This window comes from Glutamicibacter sp. X7, from assembly GCF_054889245.1.
In genome coordinates, this window is the sequence record NZ_CM142678.1 from 2729527 (window position 1) to 2750554 (window position 21028).

Consider the following 21028-nt stretch of genomic DNA (forward strand, 5'->3'; position numbering starts at 1 on the left):
CGCGGCTCCGATAGGATTAACGCATCATGACTGAACCCATCGACCCCGAACTGTACCGTTCCGAACCGGTCTCCTTTGTCCGCCGCGGCAACCGCCTGCAGGGCCGTCGCGCCAAGGCTTGGGAACGCAACGCCGAGCAGTACGTCATCGAGCCCCCACGCAAAATCGCCGACACCTCCGTCGCCGAAGATTTCCGCTTGGACGCTACGCAAACCTTTGGCCGCGAGGCCAAGCTCATCGTTGAGATCGGAAGCGGTCTGGGCGAGTGCATTGCCAATGCCGCCAAGGAAGACCCGGAGAGTAATTACCTGGCCGTCGAGGTGTATCGTCCCGGGCTGGCACAGCTCATGTTGAAGGTCGAGGCCTTTGAACTCGAAAATGTTCGTGCGATTCAGGCCAATGCCCCGGAAGTACTCGAAACCGTGCTCGAGCCGGCAAGTGCCGATGAAATCTGGATCTTCTTCTCCGACCCATGGCACAAACCGCGACACCACAAGCGCCGCCTGATCAAGGAGTCCTTCCTTGATAAGGTCGCCCGGGTACTCAAGCCCGGCGGCACCCTGCGCCTTGCCACCGACTGGTCGAATTACGCGGAGCAGATGCGTGAGGTTCTCGAGGCGCACCCGGCCTTCGAGAATCAATTTCCAGGACATCAGGCAGGACTGGAGAGCAGTCTGACCACGGTGTACCGCCAGGGTCTGGAGAACCGCGAAGCCGATCCGGCGTTCTTGGACGAGCAGGGCGGGTGGGCCCCGCGCTTCGAACGCCGTGTGCTGACCAGTTTTGAGGGCAAGGCGCTCAAGGCCGGTCGGTTGATCTTCGATCTGGCTTACACCAGGAGTTAGCCCACCCAGGTAACGACGCCCGACGGCGGCCGCGCACAGCACACCCTGCTGTGCGCGGCCGCCGTTTGCGCGTGGGTGCCTTGGCCCAACGCTGGGCGGGTTTCACCCCTCGTACGCGGCTAGATGCTCCGTAGTTCTTGATGGGTGGCCCCTCGACATTAGCCTGCGCAACCGTCGCTCTCTGGCCAATCGCTCGACGCGGGCGCCAAGCATGGTCGCGATCACCACCAGCACAATGCCCAGCCCCTGTATACCTGTCACGTGTTCTCCGCCGAGGCTTAGTCCAATGGCTACCGCCCATACCGGCTCCGTGCCCATCAGCAGACTAGCGCGGGCCGCCGAACTTCGCCGCACGGCCCACGCCTGCACCAGAAATGCGAAGACGCTACAGGCCAAGCCCAAGAAAATGGCGTTGAGCCAAGATTCGGCCCCGAGCCTCGGAAGAGTAGTGGCAAGCCGTGGAGTAGCCAACGCTAAAAAGAGTAGAAAGCCGGCAAGGATCTGCAGGGTCACGATCTGTGGGAGATCATCGTTGGCACGCAGCAACTTGGCCGTCGCTGTCACATGCAGCGCCCGGACCACCGCCGCCATGAGCACCAGCAGATCCCCAATTCCGGGGGCACGCAGTGCCGCACCGCTGGATAGGAGCATGGCCCCGACCACGGCCATTAGGGCCAGAAGATAGAAACGGCCAGGCAAGGCACGGCGCAACACCATCACTTCCAACAGTGGGGTGAAAATCAGACTCAGGCTAATCAATAGTCCCGCGTTCGTGGCACTGGTTAGGCCGACACCCGCGGTTTCCAACCAGAGGATCGCCGCTTGGCTCAGCCCTAAACCGCCGCCAATAAGTGCGGTGCGCCGCGAGATGCGCCATGCACCGCGACGCCACGCGATATAGCCCAGCATGCCGGCAAAGGCCATGGCATAGCGCAGAGTCAGCGCCGTCTCCACGTCGGTGGCGGCCACGAGGTGCTTGGCCGCGAGATAGCTTCCTCCCCAGATCATGGCCACGCCGATCAAAAGAAGATCCGGGATCAGCGCCCGGTGCTGCAGTTGCTGTTTCACACTTTCAAGTGTTCCGAGCCGCTGGATAAAGAACAATCTTCACTTACTGAAGAAACACTTTAGAATCATCTTATGCAACTGTATGAGCTGCGAATTCTGCGCGAACTCGGTGAACGCGGCAGTGTCGCCGCCGTGGCCGAGGCACTCTACGTCACGCCTTCGGCGGTATCGCAACAACTCGCCGCACTCCAAAGAGGCTTCAACACTCCGCTGACGAGGCGCCGGGGGCGACATTTAGAACTCACCGAGGCCGGGTGGGCGCTAGCCGCCGCCGGTACCAAGGTTGCCTCGGCCATGGCCGACGCGGCATCTGCGGTGGATGCATTTCTCGACGACTCCTTGGCACCGGTGAGCCTCTCGGCCTTTCATAGCGCCGGACTAGCATGGTTCGCTCCGCTCCTGGATGCCAGCGCCGGCCGTGCTCAGCTCAAACTCTCCGATGAGGATGTTCCGCGTGCGGATTTCCCCGCGTTGACCTTGGAACATGACATTGTCATCGCACATCGCTTGCCGCATGATAATCCGTGGCCGCAGGGGCGCGTGGTGGTTACCGAACTACTCACAGAGCCTCTGGACGTGGCGGTCTCGGCGCACCACCCATTGGCCTCGTCCGGCAGTCTCAGCGCCCGCGACCTAACCAATGAACGCTGGATTTCAGTACATGAGGGCTTCCCGCTGGCCGAGCTCCTAGCCCCGATCGCGGTTCATCACGGGCAACCGTTGGACATTGCCCATCGGGTTAACGAGTTCTTCGTCGCCGCCACGATCGTGCGCACGGGCCAGGCCATCGGTCTGATGCCGCGCTACACCATGCAGGCCGACAGTCTTGACGGGGTGGTGCTACTGCCCTTGCGGGATCTTCCGCTAGCACGACAGATCGACGCACTCTCGCGTCCCGAGGCCCTTCACCGCCGCGCAGTCCGCGAAGTCCTAGCAATTCTGACCGAGCTATGCGCTGGAATACCCCCACGCGGCTAAGCCCTACCGGCCACCTTTCCGGCACGGTACATGGCGGGGTGCACGCGAAAAAGCTCCGGGGACCGGTCCATTGGGACCGACCCCCGGAGCTTTAGACCCGCCGCCGTCTGTTGCGTGCCCGAACAGGCGGTAGCCGCAAATTAGCGGCCGATCGCCCGACGCGCCGCAAAGAAGGTGACGGTGGGTTCACGTCGCCCGGGACGGGCGCCGCGGGCCATGGACACCACATCTCCGGCGGTTGTGCCGGCCGCAAAGATCCGGCTCTGCGATTCGCGTAGCTCCTGTAGTTCGCGGCCGAGGTAGTCCACCTGGGCGCGAAGCCTTTCGACTTCGGCCTCCAGGTTCAGGATCCTGCGGATCCCCTCCAGCGATACCCCGTCCTTACTCAGCGCTTGCACCTGCCGGAGCAACGCCACATCGCGTAGCGAATAGCGGCGTTGCTTTCCCGCCTGGCGGCTGGGTGAAACCAGACCCAGACGGTCGTACTGGCGCAGGGTCTGCGGGTGCATATCGGCCAGTTGGGCCGCGACCGAAATGACAAATACCGGTTGCAGGTAATCCCCGTTCACGCTGCGTCTCCTTTCCTCTCCGGCAAGGCCTGAGCTGTTCTATGATCCTCTAGAGCTTCGCCTTGTTGAGCAGATCGGCGCGTGGGTCCTCGCCCTCGGTGGCGGCGGCGAACTCTTCGATGGCCTTGCGGGCCTCATCGGAGAGATTCTGCGGAACCACCACATCCAAGACGATGAGCAGGTCACCGGTGGCCTTGGAGGTTTTCACTCCCTTGCCTTTCAGGCGCAGGGTGCGTCCGGAGTTAGAACCGGCCGGAACCTTCACCGACACATGACCGCCGTCGAGGGTCGGCACCGAGAGCTTGGTGCCCAGAGCCGCCTCGGCGAAGGTCACCGGCACGTGGATCCGGATGTTGTTCTCTTCGCGTTTGAAGAAGGGGTGTTCGGCCACCTTCACCTTCACGATGAGATCCCCGTTGCCTGCCGGGCCGGGTTGCCCGCGACCACGCACGCGCACCGACTGGCCATCTTTGATGCCGGCCGGAACCCGCACGTCGATGACCTCGCCATTGGATTCACGCAGACCGATGGTGGTCCCGTTGATCGACCCGGCGAAGGAAATCGAGGTCGTCGCGGTGCGATCGGCACCCTTGCGTGGCGGGGCCTGCTGGCCAAAGCCGCCGAAGCCGCCCTGCCCAAAGCCTCCGCCGCCCCCAAAGAGGTTGGAGAAGTCCGGTTGCCCGGCCGACTGCGGGCCGCCGAAGAGGTTCGAGAAAATATCCTCGAATCCGGCCTGACCACCGGCACCGCCGGGCCCACCGGAGGTGAACCGGGCGCCGGAGCCCATGGCACGAATAGCGTCGTACTGCTGGCGCTGCTCCGGATCCGAGAGCACCGAATTAGCTTCGGAGACGTCCTTGAACTTCTGCTCGGCAACGTCGTCGCCCGGGTTGGTATCCGGGTGATACTTGCGGGCCAACTTGCGGTAGGCCTTCTTAATATCCGCCTCGCTGGCGTCCTTGGCGACGCCCAGGATGGCGTAAAAGTCTTTTTCGATCCAGTCCTGACTTGCCATCAGGGCATCATCCTTTCATCGACCGATCCAAAACTGCCCACTGGCGTTGTACGACAGTGGGCAGTTTCGATGGGTTATATCTCGGTAGGCTGGCTATTCTCCGGTGGAGACCAGCACCTGCGCGGCACGTAGCACGCGCTCCCCCTTGCGGTAACCGATGCGCAGCACCTGGCCCACATGGTCGGCGGCGATATTCTCGACCGGCTGACGCAGCAGGGCCTCGTGCACGTTCGGGTCGAACTCCACACCCGCCTCGGCGATGCGCTCCAGCCCCAGAGACTCGAGTACCGAGTTCAGCTTGCCGGCGATGGCCGCAAACGGGCCATTGTCCAGGTCACCGTGCTGACGGGCAGCTTCGATATCATCGAGCACCGGCAGCAGGCTGCTGAGCACCGACTGGACCGCGTTCTCGCGCACAACCTCACGGTCACGCTCCACGCGCTTGCGGTAGTTCACATACTCGGCTTGCAGGCGCAGCAGGTCGTTGCGTAGTTCGGCTTCGACCTCGCTGGGCTGAAGCGTCTGAGCGTCAACCTCGGCCGCCGCATCATTCAGAATCGCTTCGGCCTGTCCCAGCGCGTCGGCGTTTTCTTGAACCTCGGACGCAGGCTGCTGCTCGGACTCCGACTCGGAGTTCGGGTTCGGGTTCTGATCCTCTGCCTCGGACATTGCGTCTACGACTCCCTACTTCTTGGCGTTTTCGTCGTCTTCGTCGATAACCTCGGCGTCGACGATGTCTTCCTCGGCGTTCGGGGCCTCGGCGGAATCGGCGGCTGCGGCATCGGCCTGGGCGTTGGCGTAGATTGCCTCACCCAGCTTGGTCTGCGAAGCCTGCAGCTTCTCAAACGCGGCCTTGACCTCGTCGTCGTTATCCTGCTTCTCAAGGGCGGCCTTCAGCGCGTCGACGTCGGCCTGAACCTCGGTCTTGACCTCTTCGGGCAGCTTGTCCTCGTTGTCCTTGATCAGCTTGTCCACGGAGTAGGCAGCCTGCTCGGCGGCGTTGCGGGTTTCGGCAGCCTCACGGCGCTTCTTGTCCTCTTCCGCGTGAGCCTCGGCGTCCTGCACCATGCGCTCGATGTCTTCCTTCGACAGCGAGGAGCCGCCGGTGATGGTCATCGACTGCTCGGTGCCGGTGCCCTTGTCCTTGGCGGAGACGTGCACGATGCCGTTGGCGTCGATGTCGAAGGTGACCTCGACCTGCGGGATGCCACGCGGTGCCGGAGCGATACCGGTCAGCTCGAAGGTACCCAGTGCCTTGTTATCGCGGGTGAACTCGCGCTCGCCCTGGAAGACCTGGATGGAAACCGAAGGCTGGTTGTCCTCGGCGGTGGTGAAGGTCTCCGAACGCTTGGTCGGGATCGCGGTGTTGCGCTCGATGAGCTTGGTCATCACGCCACCCTTGGTCTCGATACCGAGGCTCAGCGGGGTCACGTCGATGAGCAGCACGTCCTTGCGCTCACCCTTGAGCACGCCGGCCTGCAGGGCAGCGCCCACGGCCACGACCTCATCCGGGTTCACGCCCTTGTTAGCTTCCTTGCCGGAGAGCTCCTTGACCAGTTCGGCCACGGCCGGCATACGGGTGGAGCCGCCAACGAGGATCACGTGGGCGATGTCCGAGACCTTGATGCCGGCTTCGGCGATCACGTCGTGGAACGGCTTCTTGGTGCGATCCAGCAGGTCCTTGGTCAGGTCCTGGAACTTGGCACGCGAGAGGTGCTCGTCCAGGTGAACCGGGCCTTCGGGGGTCACCGAGAGGTACTGCAGCGAGATGTTGGTGCTGGTGGCGCTGGACAATTCCTTCTTGGCCTGCTCGGCAGCTTCCTTCAGACGCTGCAGGGCGATCTTGTCGTTGGACAGGTCCGCACCCTTGGCCTTGGCCTGAGCCAGCAGCCAGTCAACGATGCGCTGGTCCCAGTCGTCGCCGCCGAGGCGGTTGTCACCGGCGGTGGCGCGCACCTGAATGGTGGAGAAGCCGTCGTCATCCTTGCCAACTTCCAGCAGGGACACGTCGAAGGTACCGCCACCGAGGTCGAAGACCAGGATGAGTTCGTCTTCCTGGCCCTTGTCCAGGCCGTAGGCCAGTGCGGCTGCGGTCGGCTCGTTGACGATACGCAGCACGTTCAGGCCTGCGATCTCGCCGGCTTCCTTGGTGGCCTGACGCTCGGCGTCGTTGAAGTAGGCCGGGACGGTCACGACGGCGTCGGTGACCTTTTCACCCAGGTAGGCTTCGGCGTCGTTCTTCAGCTTCATCAGCGTACGAGCCGAGATTTCCTGCGCGGTGTACTTCTTGTCATCGATGTCGATGCTCCAGTCGGTGCCCATGTGGCGCTTGACCGATGCGATGGTGCGATCGATGTTGTTGACTGCCTGGCGCTTGGCGATGTCACCGACGAGCACCTCGCCGCTCTTCGAGAAGGCGACGATGGACGGGGTGGTGCGGTTACCCTCCGCGTTGGCGATAACGGTGGGCTCACCACCTTCGAGCACGGATACGACGGAGTTGGTGGTTCCGAGGTCGATACCTACGGCACGCGACATTATGGCTCTCCTTTGCCTTGGTTGCTAAGTCCTAACGCTCGGGGCCGCTGCCCCAGTTGAGCGTTCTGCACTCAAGTCTACTCAGCCGTAAATGGCTGTCAAATTAACTTGAGCGAACCTGACTCAACTTTGCGTTCTGCCATAGTCAACGAGGCAGACCACGGAATCATTCCCGGATCCGCAAAATATTTTCAACGCCCTCGGATACGACCACGGGGCCGCTGGCCGGGAGCTTTCGCTCCCGGCCAGCGGCCCCGTTACGTGGCACTTTAGTTCGCCGAATCCTCCGCCTCGACCAGTACCGCCGCGGTGCGCGCCGGAATGGTCAGGGTTGCGGACTCAAGGTCCCAACTAGTGGATTTGACCACCGGATCGGAGCCCTTGGCCAGCGCGTCGGCGAGCCGATAGTCATGCCCCACGAGCTCGTCGAGCTGCTGCGTGCTCTCCTGCGGCGACGCATTGAAGACCACCAGCGCACCGTCGTGCTCCGGATCCGCGTCGTCACCGGCGCGGTCATCGATCCGCATGACGATCACCCCGGCCGTGGCCTGCGGGCCATTGAGCGGGAAGGAGACCTTCTGCTCAATCAGCTCGGCAGACCCCAAACGCAGCAGGTCCACTTCCCCGCGGGTCCGCAGCAGATCCAGTGCCGCACCTTCCGCCGCGGCCATATCCTCGGCCTGCGGCTTCAGCGACGGATCTTCCAGCAGCGGCGCCATAATCTTCCACTTGGATCCGTTATCGGCCTCGGGCGGTAGCCCCGAGCCGAAGGTATTGTGCGTGCCGGTGAAATCGATGCGGTTGAACCAGTCACCGGAGTTGTAGCTATTGCGGTCCAAAGACTTCGAGCGCAACAGTTCGGTGCCGGCATGCCAGAACGGAACGGCCTGCGAATACATCACCGTGGCTTGGGCCAAGGTGTTCATCCGCACCCGGTCGGCCATAGCGGTCTCCCGGGGCAACTTGAGCACGGTCAAGTCGTAGAGCGTCTCATTGTCATGCGCATCAACGTAGTTGATCACTTCCCCGGGCTGCGAAGCATAACCAGCCGGTGAGCCACGATAGTCCAGTGCGTCGCCGCGTTGCACGGAACCGTCGGATGCCACGAACTCGAAATCGGCGAGGTTGCCGGCTAGTCCCAGACGGACCAGATCGCTCTCGTGCGCCAGATCGGCGAGCGCCTGGTCCTCGGTACCGTTGACCGGATCCCCGTTGGGGTCGGTGCCCAGACCAGTACCAAAACCCTGTCGGAAGGTGGAGGAGGAATCCACCGGACTTCCTCCGTGCACCGCGTCACGCAACCGGTCGTTGAAGGTACCAATGCCGGTGCCGTTCAGCTGCCCCTGTGTCGCTTGGTAGAACCGTGCGTTATCGGCCACCTCACCGAAGTTCCAGCCTTCACCGTAGAGGTAGATCGAAGACCCATCGACGCCATCGCGGTCCATGGTCAGTTCATCCAAGGCCGCGCGTACCGCTTCCATGGTCTGCCGGGAGTGATGCCCCATCAAATCGAAGCGGAAGCCGTCGACCTTGTAATCGCGGGCCCAGAGCACCACCGAATCGACCATCAGCTTTTCGGCAGCAGCGTGTTCGGTGGCCAGATTCTGGCAGCAGGTGGAGGTCTCTACCTTGCCGCCGGCATCGAGCCGATGGTAATAGCCGGGCACGATCTTATCGAAGACGCTTTGCTCGGCTTGACCCGAGGCGGCCGTGTGGTTGAAGACCTGATCCAGCACGACCTCCAGGCCCATCCCGTGCAGCGCTCCGACCATGGTGCGGAACTCTTCAACGCGTGCCGCCCCGTTGGGGTGGTGCGCGTAGGAGCCTTCCGGCGCCATGAAGTGGAAGGGGTCATACCCCCAGTTGAATCCGTCGCGATCGGCTACGGCGCTCACACAGGCCTGCTGCTCCTTGCCCGCCGGCCCGTAGGAATCCAGGTCGCATTCGGGTTCGCGGCGCTGCGCGGGATCTTCCTCGATGCTTGCTATATCGAAGCTCGGCAACAGGTGCACCGTGGTCAAGCCGGCCTCGGCCAGTTGCCTGAGCTGCTCACTACCGGCGCCCGAGGCGGCGAAGGCGCCATAGCGTCCGCGCAACGGCTCGGGCACGCTGTCATCGGCGATGGAGAAGTCTCGAATGTGCAGCTCGTAGATCGACCGGTCCACGTCCTTGTCCACCGGCTTGGCAGCGGCCTTGCGCCACTGCTTGGGCTGGTGCTTGGGCGAGTCCAGGCTCACGGCCACCGAGGTGGTGGAATTGGTGCTCAGCGCCACCGAGTATGGGTCGGTGACGATATTGGTTTCGACCTTCCCGGTCTCGGGCACGTAGACACGCACCTCCCAGCGGTATTCCGCGCCGTCGAGTTGCGGCTTGCCCTTCACCGACCAGACGCCGGTGGCTGCATCGCGGCGCGCCTCATAACGCGTTGGGGTGCTGCCAGCTTCCCCGATCAGCAGGGTTGCTTGCTGCGCCGTCGGCGCCCAGAGGCGGAACGTTGGGCGTTTACCGGTGTATTCCACACCCAGCGTCACCTTGCTCAACGCCTTGGCATAGAGCTCATCGATAACTCCGGGGCTCTGCACCCCGGTGAAAACCGTGGGACGTGATATCTGCTCATCGGTTTCGAAGCGGGCCAGTACCAACTGACCGCGCAGTGCTTCGGCAATGTCCTCGCGCGGGAGGTCAACTCGAAGCGCCCGGTAGTTAGCCAAGTGCGGGAAGCTCTCCCGCTGCGCCTGACTCAACCCGCCGTCAACCAGCGACAGCTCAATTGGGTCGGCGCCGGTGACGGAGCCATCTTCCAGCTTCACCTGGCCCTCGGGTGAGGCGTACAAAGCGTAGCTATCTCCGCTACCAAGGTCCGCTGGGACGGCTAAGGTATCGGCGGAGATCCACTGGGCCCGCAGCTCACCGAGGCCAGCGACCTTGGGGCCTTCGGCACCGATCTGCAACACGTGGGTGTCCAGGTCGTAGCTGAAGCTCACCGGCTGGCCGTCGTCGACCGAGAGGCTGTAATTCGCTCCCCCGGCGGCTCCATCCACCCCGTAGTTCTCGGCCCAACCCAGCGCATGGGCCACCTTGAGTTCATAGCTGCCAGCCGGAATCCGGTCGGTGGTGAATTCATAGGTGCCATCGCCGTCCGCGTCGGACATGAGCGTGGCCAGACAGGCCGGATCCCAGTCGCTCGCGCAACCTAGTTCGTCCTGGAAGCTACCGGGCAAGGTGATAATTGGGCCCTGCGCGTCGCTCTGCACGATGTTGGTGCGCGGATCGAAGTAGAAGCTGACCTTTCCACCGTCATGCGTGTACTTAAGGTTGGCCCCTCCGGGCTGCCCTTCGGCACCGTAATTCACATCCCAGGTGCCGTTGAGCGCCACCTTATATTCGTAGTCACCGGCCGGAACGTCGAAGCTTCCGGTGTAAACCCCTCCGCTGGCTTTGCTCAGCTTGGCCGCTTCACAGGCCGGGTCCCAGTCCGTTACGCAACCCATTTCGGTGTTGTGGCTACCCGGTACCGTCACCAGCGAAATCTCCGGCTCCGGTTCCTGCTCGTCGACAGCACCGGAAACGTCATTGCCCACCGATGCGTAGCTCGATGCTGCCTGACGCTCGCCGGCGGCATTGACGCTCACCGCGCGGTACTCGATCAGGGTGCCATCGGAAAGCTCCGAGACGTCGTGGAAAACCCGCGGTGTAGCGTCCTCGGCGGTACCCAGTGATTGCCACTGCTCCGAGCCAACCACGCGCCACGCGAAGCTGGTTTCGGCCCAAGCGCCGGCACCGAGATCGGCCGCAACCGGCGAGACCCCGCTGAGACCGGCCCCGGGAGCCGGTAGCTTCAGCTCCGGGTTCAGGCTACGTGCATCCACCGGGCGGTCCGCGGCGTAAACAACGGCCGAAAGCGCCGGTACGCTAATGCTCGCCTTGGCCTCGGCGTTGCTCGTGACCTGAGCATCGGCCCCGTACAGCGGACGGTACGATGCCGAAGCGGTCAGGGTGGGCACTTCCAGCTGCTGCTCGGTCTCGGCGTTGTTCACCGCCACCAAGTATTCGGTCTTTTCCTCCCGGTCTACGCGGGAGAATGCATAAATACCCGGCCCGTCCTGCGCATAGAGTTCAACCTGGGCGCCGCTACGTAGCGCCGCATGCTCCCCACGCAGCTTCGACAGTTCGGCAATGTGGGTATAGAGCGGTGCGTTGGTGTCGTAGTGATCCGTCTCGCCCAGCGTCTGACCGGTGATCAGTGGCTGGTTTTGATAGTCACTGACCTGTGAGGCGAAGAGCGACTGGCGTGAGTCCTTATCGCCGCCGGTCCCGGCGAATCCTTGTTCATCGCCGTAGTAGACCACGGGCTGGCCGCGGGTCAGGAACATCAGTTCATGCGCCAGTTCGTCGCGCTGCAGCGGCTGCTCGCGGTTCTCCAAGAAGTAACCGATGCGGCCCATGTCATGGTTGCCCAAGAAGGTCGGCAGCGCATCGGCCGAGGTCTGAGCCGTGGTGTAGTAGTCGTCACCGGCAAAAAGTGCTGCGAGGGTTTTGGCAGAGTTGCCGCCCGCATATCCGGTTGCGGCCGACTGGAAAGAGAAGTCCAGCACGGAAGCCATGTCCGTCTCACGCACGTAGGGGGACAGCTTCTTCGGGTCGGCGTCATACACCTCGCCGAACATGAAGAAATCGTCCTTGCCCTTGGACTGGGCGTACTGCTGAATCTGAGCGCTCCACTGCTCCCAGAATTCGAAGTTCACATGCTTGGCGGTATCGATGCGGAACCCGTCGATGCCCAGATCCACCCAGCTTCGGTAAATATCGGCGAAGCCGTCAACGACCTTTGGGTTCTCGGTCATCAGATCGTCGAGCCCGACAAAGTCGCCATAGGTCACCGATTCCCCTTCCCAGGTGGAATCTCCGCGGTTGTGATAGAGCGTGGGGTCATTGAGCCACTCGGGCACCTTGACCTCGGGGTCGCGTACCACCGGAGTGTAGGGGAAGGAAGATTCGGCATCCATCGCCGGGAACGTATCGGTGCCGGCATAGTCGGCCGGGTCGAAGGCGTTGCCCTCGGCGTCACGGTACGGTTTCGTGGACTGATCCACGTAGTCGTACTTCTGCTCCGCGTAGTCGATCACGTCGGCGGTGTGGTTCACGATGATGTCGAAGTAGACCTTGATACCGCGCTGGTGCGCATCGGCGATCAGCTCGGAAAGCTCTTCATTGGTGCCAAGGTGCGGGTCGATCTGCGTGAAGTCGGTGACCCAGTAGCCGTGGTATCCAGCGCTAGCCTGATCCCCGGTGCCCTGTACGGGCATATTTTTAAAGCTCGGCGTCAACCAGATGGCGCTGGTGCCCAAACCCTGAATGTAATCAAGTTTCGAGCGCAATCCGGCGAGGTCACCGCCGTTGAAAAATCCCTTGTCGCTGGGGTCGAAACCGGTGCTGAGCCGATCCCCCTCGAGGCCGCCGGTGTCATTGTCCGTCGAGCCGTTGGCGAAGCGGTCGGTCATCACAAAGTAGAACTGTTCGCCGGAACCGGGTTGGCGCGCCGGAGCGGCGACCAATTCGTCATCGGCCTCGGCGTAGTCGCCGCGTAGCTCAACGGGGGTCACCTGGGTGCGCCCGGTATTGGTGTCGAAGGTGAAACGCAGCCGGCTCTCGCCGCCGATGGTCAACGGGATGTTCTGCTCGCCACCGTCGAGGCCATAGGAGGTATCGAAGCTGCCGTCGAGTGCAACCTTGTATTCATAGGTTCCTGCCGGGATCGTCAGCTCTGCGCTGTAGCGCCCTTCGCCGTCGGATTGGCTGAGCTCGGTGGCGGCACAGTCCGGTTGCCAGTTCTCCGTGCACCCGAGCTGTTGCTGGAAGGACCCGGCGAGGGTCACCGTAGGTTCTGCGGCCCCGGCCGGCGCTACCGCCGCGGGTGCTAGCGGCGCGAACAACACGGCGGGTGTCATGGTCACGGCGGTGAGCCAACGCCGCCAGTGGCGCCGGGGCGTATCGGGTGGTGAATGAGGACTGCTGGCGGCAGCGAAGGCGCTGAGGCTACTCACGAGTTGCTCCGTTGGATGTCATGGTGCGGATGGCGCGCCAAGAGAAAGGCGAGCCAGTGATCTCGACCACATTACACAGTCCAGAGACACCCCTGCAATCGTTTACAGAATTTACAGTGAAACTGAAAATCCTATGAAAAAGATTCCCGTATCTACAGGAATTAGCCTAACGGAAACGCTTGCATAGTGATTGAAGTTCTCGCCCATCCCGGCGATCCTCCGCGTGGGGCCGCGGAGTGCAAACCCGCTCATTAAACGGCCCCGGGGGCCGATCCTTAGCAAAGGATCGGCCCCCGGGGAAGGGCTTGAACTGAAGGCTTAGCGGCCGCTACGCGTGGTGGGGCTGGTCGCCCGACGCGGTCCGCGTCCGGTCGTTGCAGCACCTGACGAACGACCACCCTGGCGGGAGCCGCGACCGGCAGCGCCGGCGCGTTCGGTACTTGATGCACCCTGACCGGCGCGCGCAGGTCGCTCGGACCCTGCGCTACGTGGCGGACGGGCGCTTCGCTCTTGACGGCGACCACCTTCGGAGCGACGAGCCTCATCGGAGACCGGACGGCCGCTACGAGCTCCGCGGCCCGCACGCTGGCTCCGGCCGGAACCGGACTTGCCCGCTTCGCTCGATTTACGAGGTGACTGACGCTGCGGCTGCTTGACCGGGGCTACATAGGGCACAAGTTCGGCGACTTCGCCAACCACATCGAGCACGGCCTTCGAATCCAGGCCGACCTTCTCGAAAGGAACCTTCAAACCGGCCTGCTTAAGCAACGTTGCCACATCCCCCTGCTGATCCGGGGTGCAAATCGTGACCACGGTGCCATCCGAGCCGGCGCGTGCGGTGCGTCCCGAACGGTGCAAATATGCCTTGTGCTCGGCGGGCGGATCGATGTGCACCACCAGTTCCACGCCATCGACGTGGACGCCGCGGGCGGCAACGTCGGTAGCCACCAGCACCTTGGCCTCACCGGAGGAGAATGCGGCCAGGTTGCGATCGCGAGCATTCTGCGACAGGTTGCCGTGTAGATCTACCGCGGGAACCCCGGCCTTGGACAAGGCCAGGGCCATCTTCTTGGCATGGTGCTTGGTGCGCATGAACATGATGCGGCGACCGGTGCCCTGCGCCAAGACACGCACCAGTTCCTTCTTATCGTCATTCGGGATCACGAATACGTGATGCTCCATGGTGTTCACCGCTGCCTTGGGGGCATCCACCGAATGCACGGTCGGGTTGCTCAAGTAGCGCTTGACCAGCTTGTCCACGCCGTTATCCAAGGTGGCGGAGAAGAGCATGTGCTGAATGCCGGTGGGCATCCGGTCCATGATGCGGCGCACCACGGGAAGGAAGCCCATATCGGCCATGTGATCGGCCTCGTCCAATACCGAGATTTCCAGCTGCGAGAGATCCACGATCTTCTGCTGGATCAAATCGTCTAGGCGTCCCGGGCAGGCGATCACGATGTCGACGCCCTCGGCCATGGCCTTTTCCTGCCGCGACTGGGCGACGCCACCGTAGATGACGGTGGTGCGCAGCGAAGCGGCATGAGCCAGGGGGTCCACGGTTTTGGCGATCTGCGTCGCCAACTCACGGGTGGGGGCCATGATCAGCGCGCGGGGGAAGCGTGCCTTGCGTCGCTTCGGGGCCTGCGACAGGCGGGCCACCATCGGCAGCGAGAACGCTAGGGTTTTGCCCGAACCGGTCTGGCCGCGTCCGAGCACGTCACCGCCGGCCAAGGTGGAGGGAAGCGTCGCCTCCTGAATCGGGAAGGGCTGCTCGATGCCGCGAGCGGCTAGCACTTCACTCAGTTCTGCGGGCACGCCAAGGGCGCTAAAAGTTGTACTCATAGTCCAGACTTTCTGTTCGTATCTGCACACCGACATATCGGTGTCGATCAATCGCCGATACATCAAAAAGTCCACTACTGCGGTACATCTAAGCTGTCGACGCATGCCCTGCGATGCAGGAGCACAAGGTATAAGTCTACGTCCTAGGGCCGGTTATCCGCTGTGATGCAGCGGATACTCTGGCCCTAGAAACGGAGATCTTAGACACGCCGCATCAATTTGGAGGGCCACCAGATAGCGCTGCCGACCTGATGCACCAGCGCCGGGACCAGCAACGAGCGCACGATCAAGGTATCGAGTAGCACGCCGAAGGCCACAATGAACCCCAGCTGCACCAAGAACATGATCGGGATGACCCCTAGCGCCGCAAAGGTCGCCGCGAGCACCACGCCGGCTGAGGTAATGACCCCACCGGTGGCACGCAGACCACGGCTCATCCCCTCGGTGGTGCCATGCTGCAAGGTTTCCTCACGCACCCGTGTCATGAGGAAGATGTTGTAATCAACCCCGAGTGCCACCAGGAAGACGAACCCAAAGAGCGGCACCGACGGATCCGCCCCGGGGAACTTGAAAACGTGATTGAAGACCAGTGCGCTCACCCCCATCGCGGTGCCGTAGGACAGCACCGTGGTGACGATCAACAGCACCGGGGCGAGGATCGAGCGCAGGAGCAGCATCAGGATCAGAAGAATCGCCGCCAATGTCAGCGGAATGATCTTCACCAGATCCTCTTCGGCGGTCTGGGCCGTATCGAGCATGGTGGCGGTACTGCCGCCGACGAGAATCTGCGGGTCTAGCTCATGCAGCGTCTCTCGCAACCCCAGCACGGTTTCCTTGGCGGCCTCCGAGTCGGCGGCATCGCTCAAGGTAATAGACCCCAGGACCATACCGTCAATGACCTGCGGCTGGGCACCTGGCCGACTACCCACCGGCGCGCCGCCTTCGGCCTGCAGAGTCACCGAATCAACACCGGCTACACCGTCAATGAGTTCCAGCGCCGACTGCGCCTGCGCTTCGGGTAGCACCACGCTGGCCGGAGAGCCCGAACCGGCCGGGAAATGTTCGCCAAGCACCTGCTGCCCGGTACGCGCCTGAGATTCACCGAGTACCAGTTCACTCTGCGCCACACCATGAGCCCGCAAGCCGGTGATGCCTGCGGCACCGATCAGCAGCACCGCGCAGCAGCTGATCCACACCGTTCGATTACGCCGACGGACCAGTCGGGCCACCCAAGCCCACAGGCCGCGGTCGGCCGCCGCATGGTGGGCCGATGAGGGCTTAGGCAGTAAGGGCCAGTAGGCCGAACGACCCACCAGGCCGAGCGCCGCCGGCAGGAAAGTCAGGGCCGCGATCACCGAGAACACGATGCCGCTGGCCCCGATCGGACCTAGTGCGCGGTTGGAGTTCAAGTCGGAGAACAACAGGCAGAGCAGCCCCACCGTCACGGTGCCGCCGGAGGCCAGCACCGGCTCAAGGCAGCCGCGCCAGGCCTGAGTAACCGCCTGCCAGCGCCCCGCTCCTTCACTCAGTGCCTCGCGGTGTCGTGCAACGAACAGCAGGCTGTAGTCGGTTGCCGCGCCGATCACCAAAATGGACAGGATGCCTTGAGATTGCCCATCAAGCCGAATCCACCCGGCGAGCGCCATGAAGTACACGGCCAAGATCGCCGCACACAATGCCATCACGGAGGTGCTAAGAACGATGAGCGGTAGCAGCACCGAGCGGTAAACCAGTAACAAGATCACGAAGACCGCGGCTAGGGCCACGCCGAGAAGTACCCCGTCGATCCCCGAGAAGGCTTCCTTGAGGTCGGCGCTAAAACCCGCCGGGCCGGTAACATAGGCGCTCGCAGAGGCCGGAAGTTCTTCCTCGAGTAGCGCGCGCACCTCATCCACCGCCGCAGCCGTATCCGCCTGCGGGTCGAGGGGCACAATGATTTCAAGGGCCTTGCCGTCTTCCGACGGGATGGGGCCGATGACCTCACCTTCCAGCGCATCGAGCGTATCGAGGCTTCCAAGCGCGTCGGGGACGTCCTTCGGGGAGATTCCGGCCTCGTCGGCAATCACCACCACGGCCGGGATGGCCTCGCTATCTCGGAACTTTTCCTGCCAATCCAAGGCCTTGGTGGCCTCTGCACTGGCGGGCAGGAAACTCGCCTGATCGTTGCTCTGCACCTCGGAGAGCTTGCCAAAGGTTGGGCCACCGACGCCGGCGATGGCAAACCAGACAATCACCGCCACCAGGTACAGTGCGATGCGCCAGAGCACGGCCCGGGGTTTCGCCGTGGAACGAGTGCGGTCTTCCATGCGGATCTTTTCTCCCTAGAACTCAAGGTTAGGTTGCCTGCCAGTTATAGTTTACTCATAAAGTTACTCTATGATGGAACTACTTTCTGGCAGATAAGATGTCACCCATGGAAAATGCGGCGCGCAGCGGGTTGGTCCTCCAGCTCCAGGAATTCACCCAAGCTACCGAGCGCTACGTGGAATCCACGTCACGCCATTACGGAACGCATCGCACGGATATGCACGCACTGGGCGTCATCATGCAGTACCAGCGACGCGGCCAGCTACCGGCACCGCGCGACCTTAGCCGCGAATTGAAGCTCAGTTCCCCAGCCACCACGGCCATGCTGGACCGGCTCGAGCGCCTCGGCTATATCCAACGCCAACGCAGCGACAGCGACCGTCGAATCGTACGCATAGCGCTGACCCCCTTGGCTCGCGAACACGGACAACTCATGTTCCGTCCGCTGGCGGAGTCCATCGGTGAAATTTTGCAGGATTACAGCGCAGAGCAGCTGGCCTTGATTTCCGGATTCATTACCGAGGCGACGGCCGCCACCGAGCGAGCCGCGAAACACGCCTCGTCACAGCCGGACCAGCAGTAGCTCAACGAGGCGCGGCCTCAGTAGGCTAGCGAAGTGAGTTTTACCTTATGGCTCTCCCTCTTAGGAGCCAGTACGCTAATCAGTTTCACTCCCGGCGCCGGGGCCATCAACACGATGACCAACGCGATGCGTCAAGGGTACCGACGGTCCATTTGGGGCATTCTGGGCCAGCAGATCGCCCTGCTGATCCATGTAGTGATCGTCGCCGCCGGAGTGGGCCTCCTGGTCGCCAACTCCCCCACCGCGTTTAATCTCATTCGTTACGCCGGGGCGGCGTACCTGGTGTATCTGGGCGTGCGCATGATGCTCTCCGTACCCGACGTTGCTTCTCCCGGCCACGGCAGCGGCCACGCGCTCACCCGCTGGCAAATGATCCGCCGCGGGATCCTGGTCAACCTGCTCAACCCCAAGGCCATCATTTTCTTTCTGGCCTTCACCCCGCAGTTCATCGATCCAGCGCAACCGTTGCTGGGACAGTACCTGGTGTTCATCGGCACGATTGTGACCGTTGATGTCTTAGTAATGTTTTTCTTTTTTGCCGCCACGGCGCGAAGCTTTCAACGCTTCACGGCCACCCAGCGCGGGGCCAAAGCGCTGAACATCCTCTTTGGGATCTTGTTCATCGTGGTCGCCGCAATGCTGGTTTTCGTCCACCAGTGAACGAGCCGTGGATCTTCTCCAAATTGTTGCAGTGAAGTGAGCATTAACACTTAGACTGGTGCCATGTTCCAGATCATGACCGTCTGCACCGGAAACATTTGCCGCTCCCCAATGGCCGAGTACATGTTGCGTCACGCACTGCAGGAGGCTGGAGTGGAACAAGTGGCCGTTATTTCCCGCGCCGTCACCGACGGAGAGATCGGCAACCGCATCGATCCGCGCGCCGCCGCACTGTTGACCGTGGCCGGCATCGACGCCTCGGCACACCGTGCAACGGGCCTACGCGCCGAAGAATTGGCCGGCATGGATCTGGTGCTCGCCATGGATATAGACCACTTCGAAACTCTCGTTCCGTACCTGGCCGAGCTGGACCCCGAACAGCGCCCGCAGCTGCGCATGGTGCGTTCCTTCGACCCAGAAGCCGCGGCACAACCGCATCAAGAGCAGGGCATCTACGACCCGTGGTACGGCGACGCCGCCGACTTCCAGCAGACATATTCGATGATTGAACAGGCCCTGCCTGCACTTGTGAACTACGTGCGGAGTAACATCTCCTCTCGTGGAAACCGCTAAACCCTTCATCATCGCTCTGGACGGTCGCTCCGGAGCGGGCAAGACCTCGCTGGCCGCCGACCTGTCCAGCTTCCTTGCCTCCTACCTGCCCACCAGCATCCTGCACCTCGAGGATTTCTACCCTGGGTGGGACGGTCTCCACGAGGCCATCGAACGCTATGCCCAGGTGCTTCCGCGCCTTGCCCAAGGCCAAAGCATTCACTGGCCGCGCTGGGATTGGGAACGCTCGGCGCCCGGCGAGCTGGCGAGCTACTTCCCCACCTCGATCGTCATCGTCGAGGGGGTGGGCGCTGCGGCCGCCGCGGTCCGTGACCAGCTGGACCTGACCATTTGGGTGGGGGCCGACGAAACACTGCGCAAGCGTCGCGCGATCGCACGTGATGGCGATACCTACCTGCCTTATTGGGAACGCTGGGCCGCCCAGGAAGAACGCTATATGGACAGCGACCAGCCGGCCGACGCCGCCGACCTCGTGATCGATAACGGGTCGATCGCCAGCGGCTTCGCGCAGTTGCGCGAACTGCTGCATCTGCTCCCGGCGACCCGACGCGGGAACCTGCCGATCACCAGCCCCGAAGCCTTGCCGGCGGCCAGCACGCTCGTCCCGGCACCGGTTGACGCCGCCGCCCTGTTCGAGCAGCTCGCGCAAGGGTGTACCTATGCGGCGCTCCTCGAATCCACGAGTCATCACCTCTCCGACCCGTTGGGGCGTAACCGCTACACCTTGCTGGCCCTCAGCCGCGGCGAACACCCCACGGTGCTTCAGGCCACCGCCGCCGGCACGGAGCTACGTTACGGCCCGGGTCGGTTACGCCTGGGAGCGGAATTTTTCGAGGCCCTCGGAGAGATTTGGCCGGGACCCGAGGCCGCTTTCACCGTCAATAGCGACGACGGGCCAAACCCACAGTGGGTCGGCTACCTCGGCTACGAACTCAAACGCGAGCTCGGCGCCGCGAACCTGCAGGCGCGGCTTGCCGATGGGCAGATACGTCCCGATGCGGTCTTTTTCAAGCCCGACACCATTCTGGTCGTCGATCACCAGCAGCAGAGCCTGCGGGTCACCGCCCCGCAGGAGCACCTCGATCAGGTGCTGGCCATGGTGCGTACCGCAACGCCGGGCCCCCGCGCCGAATTACCGACTCTGGACTTTCGGTGCGCCGATGACGCCGCCGGCTACATGGACAAGGTTCGACGCGCACAATACGAAATCGCCGAGGGCAACAGCTACGAGGTTTGTCTCACCACCCGACTCAGCGCCACCGTCTCCGGCACGGACTTTTCACCCTTCGCGGCCTACCAGAGCATGCGTGAGACATCCCCGGCGCCTTTCGCGCATTTCCTGCGCCTCGGTGCCTTCGAGGTAGCCAGCATCTCCCCGGAACGCTTCCTCTCCCTGGACTCCAATGGCCGGCTTCGGGCCGAACCGATCAAGGGCACCCGGCCCCGCGGTGCGACCCAGGAAGAAGACCAAGCGCTTGCCCACGATCTGGCCACCCACCCCAAGGACCGGGCCGAGAACATCATGATCGTAGACCTGTTGCGCAATGACCTCTCGCATCACGCGGTACCGGGCTCGGTCGGAGTGCGCCGGTTATGTGCCGTGGAAAGCTACGCCACGGTGCACCAGATGGTGTCGACCATCGATGCCCAGCTCTCGGCCCCGCAGCTAGCGGCGGCCGCGCTGCGCGAGGCCTTCCCTCCGGGCTCGATGACCGGGGCCCCGAAACTCTCGACCATGGCGATCCTCGACGAGCTGGAGGACGGGCGCGCCCGCGGGTTGTATTCCGGGGCCGTGGGCTATCTCGGGGCCGATGCGGCCGCCGACTTTAGCGTGGTGATCCGCACGCTGACCTGCGACAGGCTCAGCGACGGGCGCTGGTCCCTCGAACTGGGTCTGGGCGGGGCGATTACCGCCGACTCGGATCCGCAGGCCGAATGGGATGAGGTCATTACCAAGTCGCGTGGCGTGCTCGGGGCCTTAGGCACCAGTTTCCCGGCCTAACTTC

At 63.0% G+C, this 21028-nt stretch carries 14 protein-coding genes; 6 read left to right on the top strand and 8 right to left on the bottom strand.

The genetic code is table 11. From position 1 onward, the window contains the following. Positions 1 to 26: 26 nt before the first annotated feature. Positions 27 to 845: a tRNA (guanosine(46)-N7)-methyltransferase TrmB gene (trmB, locus tag ACYU0X_RS13065; RefSeq protein ID WP_461901129.1), complete on the top strand. Its 819-nt coding sequence runs from the start codon at positions 27 to 29 to the stop codon at positions 843 to 845. Between the two features lie 102 nt (positions 846 to 947). Here trmB and ACYU0X_RS13070 read toward each other — a convergent pair whose 3' ends face one another. Continuing rightward, a complete protein-coding gene (locus ACYU0X_RS13070; protein WP_461901131.1) occupies positions 948 to 1913 on the bottom strand; it encodes a DMT family transporter in 966 nt (321 codons plus the stop codon). A gap of 72 nt (positions 1914 to 1985) precedes the next feature. On the opposite strand from ACYU0X_RS13070, the gene ACYU0X_RS13075 reads away from it, so the two are divergent. Then, positions 1986 to 2891: a LysR family transcriptional regulator gene (locus ACYU0X_RS13075; protein ID WP_461901133.1), complete on the top strand. Its 906-nt coding sequence runs from the start codon at positions 1986 to 1988 to the stop codon at positions 2889 to 2891. Between the two features lie 140 nt (positions 2892 to 3031). On the opposite strand, the gene ACYU0X_RS13080 is transcribed toward ACYU0X_RS13075, so the two are convergent. The 7 genes from ACYU0X_RS13080 to ACYU0X_RS13110 all read right to left on the bottom strand — a co-directional run bounded on the left by ACYU0X_RS13080 (position 3032) and on the right by ACYU0X_RS13110 (position 17205). Further along, positions 3032 to 3460 (bottom strand): heat shock protein transcriptional repressor HspR, encoded by a 429-nt coding sequence (locus ACYU0X_RS13080; protein WP_309405859.1) that lies wholly within the window; start codon positions 3458 to 3460, stop codon positions 3032 to 3034. 49 nt (positions 3461 to 3509) lie between these two features. Next, on the bottom strand, positions 3510 to 4475 hold the full coding sequence (locus ACYU0X_RS13085) for a DnaJ C-terminal domain-containing protein (RefSeq protein ID WP_418907253.1): 966 nt from the start codon (positions 4473 to 4475) through the stop codon (positions 3510 to 3512). A gap of 93 nt (positions 4476 to 4568) precedes the next feature. Next, positions 4569 to 5144, bottom strand: coding sequence for a nucleotide exchange factor GrpE (locus ACYU0X_RS13090; protein WP_461901135.1), 576 nt, complete (start codon positions 5142 to 5144; stop codon positions 4569 to 4571). A 15-nt stretch (positions 5145 to 5159) separates the two neighbouring features. Then, positions 5160 to 7013: a molecular chaperone DnaK gene (dnaK, locus tag ACYU0X_RS13095; RefSeq protein WP_309405853.1), complete on the bottom strand. Its 1854-nt coding sequence runs from the start codon at positions 7011 to 7013 to the stop codon at positions 5160 to 5162. 269 nt (positions 7014 to 7282) lie between these two features. Then, positions 7283 to 12961, bottom strand: coding sequence for a pullulanase-type alpha-1,6-glucosidase (pulA, locus tag ACYU0X_RS13100; protein WP_461902807.1), 5679 nt, complete (start codon positions 12959 to 12961; stop codon positions 7283 to 7285). Between the two features lie 414 nt (positions 12962 to 13375). Further along, entirely contained in the window at positions 13376 to 14899 is a 1524-nt protein-coding gene (locus ACYU0X_RS13105; RefSeq protein ID WP_461901137.1) for a DEAD/DEAH box helicase, read from the bottom strand. Between the two features lie 200 nt (positions 14900 to 15099). Next, positions 15100 to 17205: an MMPL family transporter gene (locus tag ACYU0X_RS13110; protein ID WP_461901139.1), complete on the bottom strand. Its 2106-nt coding sequence runs from the start codon at positions 17203 to 17205 to the stop codon at positions 15100 to 15102. A 107-nt stretch (positions 17206 to 17312) separates the two neighbouring features. Here ACYU0X_RS13110 and ACYU0X_RS13115 point away from each other — a divergent pair, with 107 nt between their 5' ends. The 4 genes from ACYU0X_RS13115 (at position 17313) to ACYU0X_RS13130 (ending at position 21024) form a co-directional block, all read left to right on the top strand. After that, positions 17313 to 17789, top strand: coding sequence for a MarR family winged helix-turn-helix transcriptional regulator (locus tag ACYU0X_RS13115; protein WP_418907258.1), 477 nt, complete (start codon positions 17313 to 17315; stop codon positions 17787 to 17789). A 33-nt stretch (positions 17790 to 17822) separates the two neighbouring features. Then, entirely contained in the window at positions 17823 to 18449 is a 627-nt protein-coding gene (locus tag ACYU0X_RS13120) for a LysE family transporter (RefSeq protein WP_418907259.1), read from the top strand. Between the two features lie 63 nt (positions 18450 to 18512). Next, entirely contained in the window at positions 18513 to 19022 is a 510-nt protein-coding gene (locus ACYU0X_RS13125; protein WP_461901142.1) for a low molecular weight protein-tyrosine-phosphatase, read from the top strand. After that, positions 19009 to 21024: a chorismate-binding protein gene (locus ACYU0X_RS13130; RefSeq protein WP_461901143.1), complete on the top strand. Its 2016-nt coding sequence runs from the start codon at positions 19009 to 19011 to the stop codon at positions 21022 to 21024. The genes ACYU0X_RS13125 and ACYU0X_RS13130 overlap by 14 nt, the downstream gene beginning before the upstream one ends. The last annotated feature ends 4 nt before the right edge of the window (positions 21025 to 21028 follow it).

Coding starts and splice junctions, on each gene's coding strand:
- trmB (WP_461901129.1), top strand. CDS start 27: ATGACTGAACCCATCGACCCCGAACTGTACCGTTCCGAACCGGTCTCC.
- ACYU0X_RS13075 (WP_461901133.1), top strand. CDS start 1,986: ATGCAACTGTATGAGCTGCGAATTCTGCGCGAACTCGGTGAACGCGGC.
- ACYU0X_RS13085 (WP_418907253.1), bottom strand. CDS start 4,475: ATGGCAAGTCAGGACTGGATCGAAAAAGACTTTTACGCCATCCTGGGC.
- ACYU0X_RS13090 (WP_461901135.1), bottom strand. CDS start 5,144: ATGTCCGAGGCAGAGGATCAGAACCCGAACCCGAACTCCGAGTCGGAG.
- dnaK (WP_309405853.1), bottom strand. CDS start 7,013: ATGTCGCGTGCCGTAGGTATCGACCTCGGAACCACCAACTCCGTCGTA.
- pulA (WP_461902807.1), bottom strand. CDS start 12,961: ATGACACCCGCCGTGTTGTTCGCGCCGCTAGCACCCGCGGCGGTAGCG.
- ACYU0X_RS13105 (WP_461901137.1), bottom strand. CDS start 14,899: ATGAGTACAACTTTTAGCGCCCTTGGCGTGCCCGCAGAACTGAGTGAA.
- ACYU0X_RS13110 (WP_461901139.1), bottom strand. CDS start 17,205: ATGGAAGACCGCACTCGTTCCACGGCGAAACCCCGGGCCGTGCTCTGG.
- ACYU0X_RS13115 (WP_418907258.1), top strand. CDS start 17,313: ATGGAAAATGCGGCGCGCAGCGGGTTGGTCCTCCAGCTCCAGGAATTC.
- ACYU0X_RS13125 (WP_461901142.1), top strand. CDS start 18,513: ATGTTCCAGATCATGACCGTCTGCACCGGAAACATTTGCCGCTCCCCA.